A 7,589-nucleotide genomic window follows, 5' to 3' on the forward strand; every position below is an offset into this window, starting at 1 on the left:
TCGCTTATGAACATCGATATCGTCCTTTTTGCAGGCCGCATCGTCCTAGTCGCCCTGCTCTACATCTTCCTGTTCGCCGTCATGAAAACCGGCGTGGGACTCGTACGCGGCCAGCGCCGCGACTCCGCTATCTGGACGATCGATGTGGACAAGGGTCCGCGCGGCATCCGTGGCATCCATGTAGACATGCTCGGCCCCGTCATCGTGGGCCGCTCGCCGTCCTCGGACATCTGCATCAACGAACCGTTTGTCTCGGCCTCGCACGCACGCTTTTCGCTGCAGGGCCCGGCACTCATCATCGAGGACCTCAACTCGTTGAACGGCACGCTCGTTAACGGCCGTCAGCTGGTGGAGCCCGCAACGCTGCGCGAGGGTGACGAGGTCCAGATTGGCGACGTGGTCATGAAGGTGAACCGTCGATGATCGACGAGGAGAACAAGTCCGCAACCATGCCCGAGACGCCGACTGCCCCCGCAGCTGCGCCGGCTCATGCCGCTCCGGCGCGCCCTGCGACCGTAGAGCCCGAGGACACCGTGTTCTCCCTGCCTCTTTCGCATGTAACTCAAGAATATCCGGCACTCGTCGATGACGATGACGAGGACGCCGACACCGGGCTGCTCGACGCCCCCATCGGCGCGCACACCGCCGAGCAGCCCGCGGAACCGGAGGCAACGCCCGCACCGGCTCACTTTGCCGAGCCCGTCGCCGAGGCGATGAACGAGAGCGCTGCCGTGTTTGCAGCCCCCGAGCCTGCCGCGCCGGTATTCCCCGTCGCCCCGGCAAGCGAGGCGGCACCCGCACCCGCAACGCCTGCCGAAGTCGAGCAGCCCGTTGCCGCGCCCGCCACAGCTCCCGAGCCCTCCGCTCAACCCCAGAGCACGCCCGCGCCGTCGCACTTTGCGACCCCCGAGCCGACGGCTGCCGAGCCGCAGCAGGACGGCGATCCCGCCGACCGCGTAACCGAAGATATCGGCCTTCCGGACGTCTCCGACGCCGAGTCGGGCAACGATGCCGACACCGTCTCCCCCGGCGACACCGCCGAGATCGATGTCGCCGCCGTGGAGGCAAAGCTCAAAGATCCCGGCTCGACCATGAGCTTTGAGCCGCTGACCGACGAGCGCATCGAGACCGACTCGACCTACGACGCCGGCACCACCACGCAGCTTATGTGGGGCGCCCGCTCCGACGTCGGATGTGTACGCCCGCACAATGAGGACTCCTATCTGGTGCAGTCGCCGCTCTTTTGCGTGTGCGACGGCATGGGAGGACACGCCGCCGGCGAGGTGGCATCCTCCATCGCCGTCGAGACCATCGCCAAGACGGCGCCGCAGTCCGCCGACGCCGCGCGCCTGGCCGCAGCCGTCGAGGCCGCCAACGCCGCCGTAATCGAGGCCGCCCTCAACGGTCTGGGCAAACCCGGCATGGGATGCACGGCCACCTGCGCCTACATCGAAAACGACACGCTCGCCATCGCCCACGTGGGCGACTCGCGCGCCTACCTGCTCCACGAGGGTACGCTCATCCGCGTGACCCGCGACCACTCCTACGTGGAGGAGCTCGTGGATGCCGGCGAGATTACGGCCGACGAGGCCCGTGTCCACCCCAACCGCTCGGTCATCACCCGCGCGCTGGGCTCGGATCCCGCCATGTATGCCGACCACTTTACCCTGCACATCGAGGAAGGCGACCGCCTGATTCTGTGCTCCGATGGTCTTTCGAGCATGATTCCCGATAGCGATATCGAGAACATCGCCACGCAGTCCTCGACCGCACAGATCTGTGTCGACAACTTGGTGGACGCGGCGCTCGCCGCCGGCGGCCACGACAATGTGACCGTGGTGGTGGTCGACCTGGTCGACGACGGCGTCGTGCGCGAGGCAAAACGCCTCCGACGCCGCAATGTCACCATCGCCGCCGTCTTGGCCCTTGTCTTTGTGCTGGTAGCAGGCATCTGGGCATACACGGGCGTCACCGGCTCCTATTACTTGGGAACCTACCACGGCAACGTCGCCGTCTGGCGCGGCCTGCCCGGCAAGACGCTCGGGGTCGAGCTCCACTGGCTCGAGAGCGAAACCAGCATCAAGCTGTCCGACCTGCCCGAAGACACGCAAAACCGCCTGAAGGCAGGCATTCCGCAAACGAGTGTCGACGATGCGCAGGACACCATTTCCAAGTACCGCCATCAGATTGACGAGGAGCAGACCCGTCAGGTGATTGACGCGCAAACGATTCGCGACAACACCGATCAGAAATCCACCTCCGAGTCAGATTCCGAGAAAACCGCCGAACAGTCAGCCGAGGCCGAAGCCTCCGATAAGAATTAGAAAGGGAGTGCCGCTTATGAGTCGCCGCAACACCGAACTGCTCTTGCTCATCGCCTCGGCGTTCCCCGTCATCCTGCTCTATGCGATGTACGTGCTCACCGCGGGTGCCACGATTTCCTTTGAGACGCTCGCCGTGCCGATCGGCCTGTTCGCCGCCTTCGCCGCGGCGCATATCGCCGTGCGCATCCTGGCGCCCGGCGCCGACCCCGCCATCCTGCCCATCGTCTTTGTGCTCTCGGGCATCGGCATCACATTCGTGACGCGCCTGGCCCCCGATCTCGCCATCTCGCAGCTCATCATCCTGTTTGTCTCGGTGGCGCTCATGGTGGGAACGCTCGCACTGGTCAAGAACCTCGACGTGGTCATGCGCTACAAGTACACCTTTGGCATTATCGGCATCATCCTGCTGATGCTGCCGATCTTTATCGGCACCACGATCTCGGGCTCCAAGCTGTGGATTCGCATCGCGGGCTTCACCATCCAGCCCGGCGAGTTCGCCAAAGTCTTCATCGTCCTGTTCCTGGCAGGCTATCTGGCCGAAAACCGCGAGCTGCTCTCCATCTCCAACCGCAAGATCCTGGGCCTCAAGATTCCGCGCTTCCGCCTGTTGTTGCCGCTGTTTGCCGTGTGGGGCGTGTGCCTGCTCATCGTCGTCTTCGAACGCGACCTGGGCTCGGCCGTCCTGTTCTACACCATCTTTTTGCTGATGCTCTATGTTGCCACGGGACGCCTTTCGTACGTCATCATCGGCCTTGCACTGCTAGCCGTTGGAGCCGTGGGCGCCTACAAGTTCCTGTCGCACGTGCAGGTGCGTTTCCAGGTCTGGGCCGATCCGTTTAAGGACGCCCAGGGCCAGGGCTACCAGATCGTACAGTCACTTTACTCGCTGGCCGACGGCGGCCTGGCCGGCGTCGGCATTGGCAACGGCATGGCAAACAACATCCCCGTCGTCGAGTCCGACTTTATCTTCTCGGCCATCGGCGAGGAAATGGGCCTTTTGGGCGGCGGCGCCGTGCTCATCCTGTTTATGCTTTTTGCCGTGCGCGGCCTCACCACGGCCGCCCGCGCCAAGTCCGACCTTGCCGCCTTTAGCGCGACCGGCCTTACGGCGGCCATCAGCTTCCAGGCATTCTTAATCGTTGGCGGCGTAACCCGTCTGATCCCGCTGACCGGCGTCACCCTGCCCTTTATGAGCCAGGGCGGCTCCTCGCTGCTGGCGAGCTTTATTATCGTCGCGCTGCTGCTGCGCGCCGGCGACGAGGCGACCGGACGCGAAGCCGAGCTCACCGGCACCGGCACCATGGCCGCCATCACCGATGACCAGGTCGCATCCGCCGCTGCCCCGACCGGTACGCGTTTTGCCAACGAACCTTCCTACAGCCACGGTAACCGCTCCGCGGGTTCTCGCATGCGTCGTCGCCTGCTCGACACGCCCGAGTCCGGCGTGCTCGGCCGCGTGGCACTTGCCAACCGTCTGACTCGTGCCGTGCTTGCCTTCACGGCGCTGTTCGCCATCCTTATCGGCAACCTCACCTATGTCCAGGTCATCAAGGCGAAGGACTACCAGGACATGCCGACCAACAACCACACCATCGCCCGCTCCAAGTACATCCAGCGTGGCTCCATCATCACGTCCGACGGCGTGACGCTGGCCGAGTCGCTGCAGCAGCAGGACGGCACCTACGCCCGCTCCTACCCCAACGGCAATATGGCCGCGCACGTGGTGGGCTACGTGAGCCAGCAGTATGGCGCCGCTGGCATCGAGAGCGTCATGAACGACACGCTCACCGGCTCCAAGGATTACTCCAGCTGGAACAACGCCATCGCGTCGCTCGCGGGGCAGACCCAGCCGGGCAATACCGCCAAGCTCACCATCGACTCGCGCATCCAGACGGCTGCCGAGCAGGCGCTCAAGGGCTTTAAGGGCGCTGTGGTGGTCATGGATCCGCGCACCGGTGCGGTCCTTGCGTGCGCGAGCTCGCCCACCTACGACAACACCAATATCGATGCGCTGCTCCAGTCGGGCGGCGGCGAGGACGGCTCCATGTACAACCGTGCCATGGACGCGCTGTACACCCCGGGCTCGACCTTTAAGGTCGTCACGCTCTCCGCGGCACTCGAAACCGGCACCGCCAGCTTTACCAGCACGTACCAGGCGCCCGGCTCCATGGACATCGGCAACGCGCCGGTCACCAACTATGCCAACGAAAGCTACGGCACCATCAGCCTGCAGCAGGCCTTCGCCGTGTCGTCCAACGTCGTCTTTGGCCAGGTGGCCAACGAGATTGGCGCCAGCTCGCTCGTCCAGTTTGCCAACGCCTTTGGCTACGGCCAAAAGCTCGGCCAAGATCTGACCTCCGCCGCCTCCATCATGGCCGACCCGTCGCTTATGACCGAGTGGGAGACCGCTTGGGCAGGCGCCGGCCAGCCCGTCGGCATGGACCACACGCCTGGCCCGCAGTCCACCGTTATGCAGAGTTGCGTGATCGCCGCCGCTATCGCCAACAGCGGCGTGGTCATGGACCCGTTCTTTGTGTCCCAGATACTCGCCCCGGACGGAACCGTGGTTAAGACCACGCAGTCCCGCTCTCTGGGCCAGGCTGTCAGCTCTGCCACGGCCGACCAGGTCAAGCAGGCCATGCTCGCCGTCGTCCAGTCCGGTACCGGCACCGATGCCCAGATTCCGGGCGTCAAGGTTGCCGGCAAGACCGGTTCGCCCGAGACCGGCGGCGCCAACGTCAACTCTACGTTTGTTGGCTTTGCACCTTACGATTCACCCACGGTTGCCATCTCGGTGGCCCTGGAGGATTACGACAAACACGACGTCAAGGCGGCTAAGATTGCCGGTATCGTCCTGACCGCGGCGCTCGCCGCACAGGGAGCGTGATGCCCGTGATCAAAGCGGATACTTGGGATGCGCCACGGCCGATGAGCTAGCGGCTACGCGCCACGCGGCCCCAGCGGCCACACATTTGGTACTACACACATCGTTGAGCGAATAGTTATGTTAGGAGCAGGAATGGAACAGAGGGTCCTCGGGGGAAGATACCTCCTCAAGGATAAGGTGGGAACGGGCGGCATGGCGACCGTCTACCGCGCACAGGATCAGGTCCTCGACCGCACGGTTGCCGTCAAGATCATGCTTCCGCAGTATGCCGGCGACGCCACCTTCGCCGCCCGCTTTAAGCAGGAAGCCCAGGCAGCTGCCGGCCTGTCTTCCCCCTATATCGTGGGCGTCTACGACTGGGGCAAGGACGGCGACACCTATTACATCGTCATGGAGTACCTGCGCGGTACCGACCTTAAGAGCGGCATCAAGAGCCACGGCGCCCTCGATCCCAAGAAGGTCGCGCAGATCGGCTCGCAGATCAGCTCCGCGCTTTCGGTCGCACACAAGCACGAAATCATCCACCGCGACATTAAGCCGCAAAACATCATGGTGCTGCCCGACGGCAACATCAAGGTAATGGATTTTGGCATCGCACGCGCCAAGAACAGTCATCTCACGCAGGACAACAACGTGCTGGGCACCGCCCACTATGTAAGCCCCGAGCAGACCCGCGGCCAGGACCTCGGCCCCACCTCGGATATCTACTCGCTGGGTGTCGTCATGTACGAGTGCGCCACCGGCCGCGTACCCTTTGACGGCGATGACGCCATCTCAGTCGCGCTCAAGCAGGTCAACGAACTCCCCATCCCGCCGAGCCAGATCAACTCCGGTGTCGATGCCGACCTGGAACGCATCATCCTCAAGTGCATGGAGAAGGACCCGGCAAACCGCTTCCAGACGGCCGACGAGCTGCGTCAGGTGCTCAACAGCTACCTGTCCGGCCGTGCTGTCAACGTCTCGGAGCCCACGCGCGTCATCGGTGCCGCCGGCGACCTGGGCGCCACCAAGACCCGCGAGCTTTCCGACTCAACGCGCGCTATGGTTCGTCCCGTCTCGGGCGTGAGCGGTCAGAATACCGCCCGCAGCGCTGTCTCGGGCTCCACAGGCTCCTACGAGGCTGAGAAGCCTAAGTCCAACAAGAACAAGATCATCGCCGCCGTGATTGCCGCCGTCGCCGTGATTGGCATCGTAGTGGCCTTTGCCACGGGCATGTTCAGTGGCGAACAGGTCACGGTGCCCGACGTGCTGGGCAAGGACCAGGAAACCGCTATTGAGCTGATCAAGAAAGCCGGCCTTGAGGTTGGCTCCGTCGACCAGAGCTACAACGACGATGTCGACGAGGGAAAGGTCGCCGAGCAGACCCCCAACGGCAACACCAAAAAGGCCAAGGGCACGAGGGTGAACCTGGTAATCTCCAAGGGCCCTAAGCCCTCCGAGAAGGTTGAGGTTCCGCAGCTCATCGGCCTGACCAAGGACCAGGCCGAGGCCGCACTGGCAAGCGTGGGCCTGAAGGGCAGCGCTTCGGAAGAAGCCAACGAGGCCGAAGAGGGCCAGGTCTTTGAACAGAGCACTGCTGCCGGCAAGGAGGTCGAGAAGGGCACGACCATCTCGTACAAGGTCTCCAGCGGCCCGGACACCACCTCGGTGCCCGATCTGACCGACATGACCGAGGCCCAGGCACGCAACGCTCTCGACATGGCTGGCTTTGGCGTCGACGTGAGCTACCAGGAAAACGACTCGGTTACCGAGGGTACCGTAATTAGCTGGAACCCCAGCGGCAAGCAGAAGCCCGGTGCCACGATCACCGTCGTCATCGCCAAGAAGTCCGGCAAGGCCAGCGTCCCGGGCAACCTGTACGGCAAGAGTATCTCCGCCGCCGTCACCGCGCTCAACAACGCCGGTTTCTACAACATCAGCTTCTGTGACCAGAATGGCAACCCTGTGAGCGGCAACGAGAATGCCACCGTTACGGGCGTCTCCCCCACCGGTAAGCAATCCACCGACAGCACGATTACGCTGACGGTCGCACTTTCTAGCTCGGGTTCGGGCTCGGGCTCGGGCTCAGGTTCGGGTTCGGGTTCGGGCTCGGGCACGGGCACGGGTAACGATTCCGGTACGACCAACTAGTCGCCACCCCACCGCTCATTCCAGCTCTCACCGCAAACATATTCGCTCACAGGCGCCCGCTTGCTCCCCCGGCAAGCGGGCGCTTTGCATATAGGTAGACGTCGGAGGCCTGCCTTAGCGCCAGCGCATTGCCGGCGCTTATTCGTCAGCTATCGCCGCCGGATCGAGGGGGGTGTTCCTATAGTTTTGTCAACTGGGAAATGCTCTCCGTGCGACAGAATCGCGGCATGCTGACGCCAAGCCATTAG

Annotated in this window: 4 protein-coding genes; all 4 read left to right on the top strand. The window is 63.8% G+C overall.

Annotated elements, in window-relative coordinates:
* Positions 1-6: 6 nt before the first annotated feature.
* The 4 genes from GT495_RS03900 (at position 7) to pknB (ending at position 7,341) form a co-directional block, all read left to right on the top strand.
* Positions 7-423 carry an FHA domain-containing protein gene (locus tag GT495_RS03900; protein WP_006235180.1) on the top strand — a complete coding sequence of 139 codons (417 nt, stop codon included), beginning with the start codon at positions 7-9 and terminating at the stop codon, positions 421-423.
* Positions 420-2,324 carry a Stp1/IreP family PP2C-type Ser/Thr phosphatase gene (locus GT495_RS03905; protein WP_161161563.1) on the top strand — a complete coding sequence of 635 codons (1,905 nt, stop codon included), beginning with the start codon at positions 420-422 and terminating at the stop codon, positions 2,322-2,324. Before GT495_RS03900 ends, GT495_RS03905 begins: the two co-directional genes overlap by 4 nt.
* Before the next feature lie 16 nt (positions 2,325-2,340).
* A complete protein-coding gene (locus tag GT495_RS03910) occupies positions 2,341-5,211 on the top strand; it encodes an FtsW/RodA/SpoVE family cell cycle protein (RefSeq protein WP_161161564.1) in 2,871 nt (956 codons plus the stop codon).
* Between the two features lie 132 nt (positions 5,212-5,343).
* Positions 5,344-7,341: a Stk1 family PASTA domain-containing Ser/Thr kinase gene (gene pknB, locus GT495_RS03915; protein ID WP_161161565.1), complete on the top strand. Its 1,998-nt coding sequence runs from the start codon at positions 5,344-5,346 to the stop codon at positions 7,339-7,341.
* Positions 7,342-7,589: the final 248 nt, after the last annotated feature.

Origin of the sequence: Collinsella sp. BIOML-A6, from assembly GCF_009875845.1 — a bacterium.
GTDB classification, from domain to species: Bacteria; Actinomycetota; Coriobacteriia; order Coriobacteriales; family Coriobacteriaceae; genus Collinsella; species Collinsella aerofaciens_H.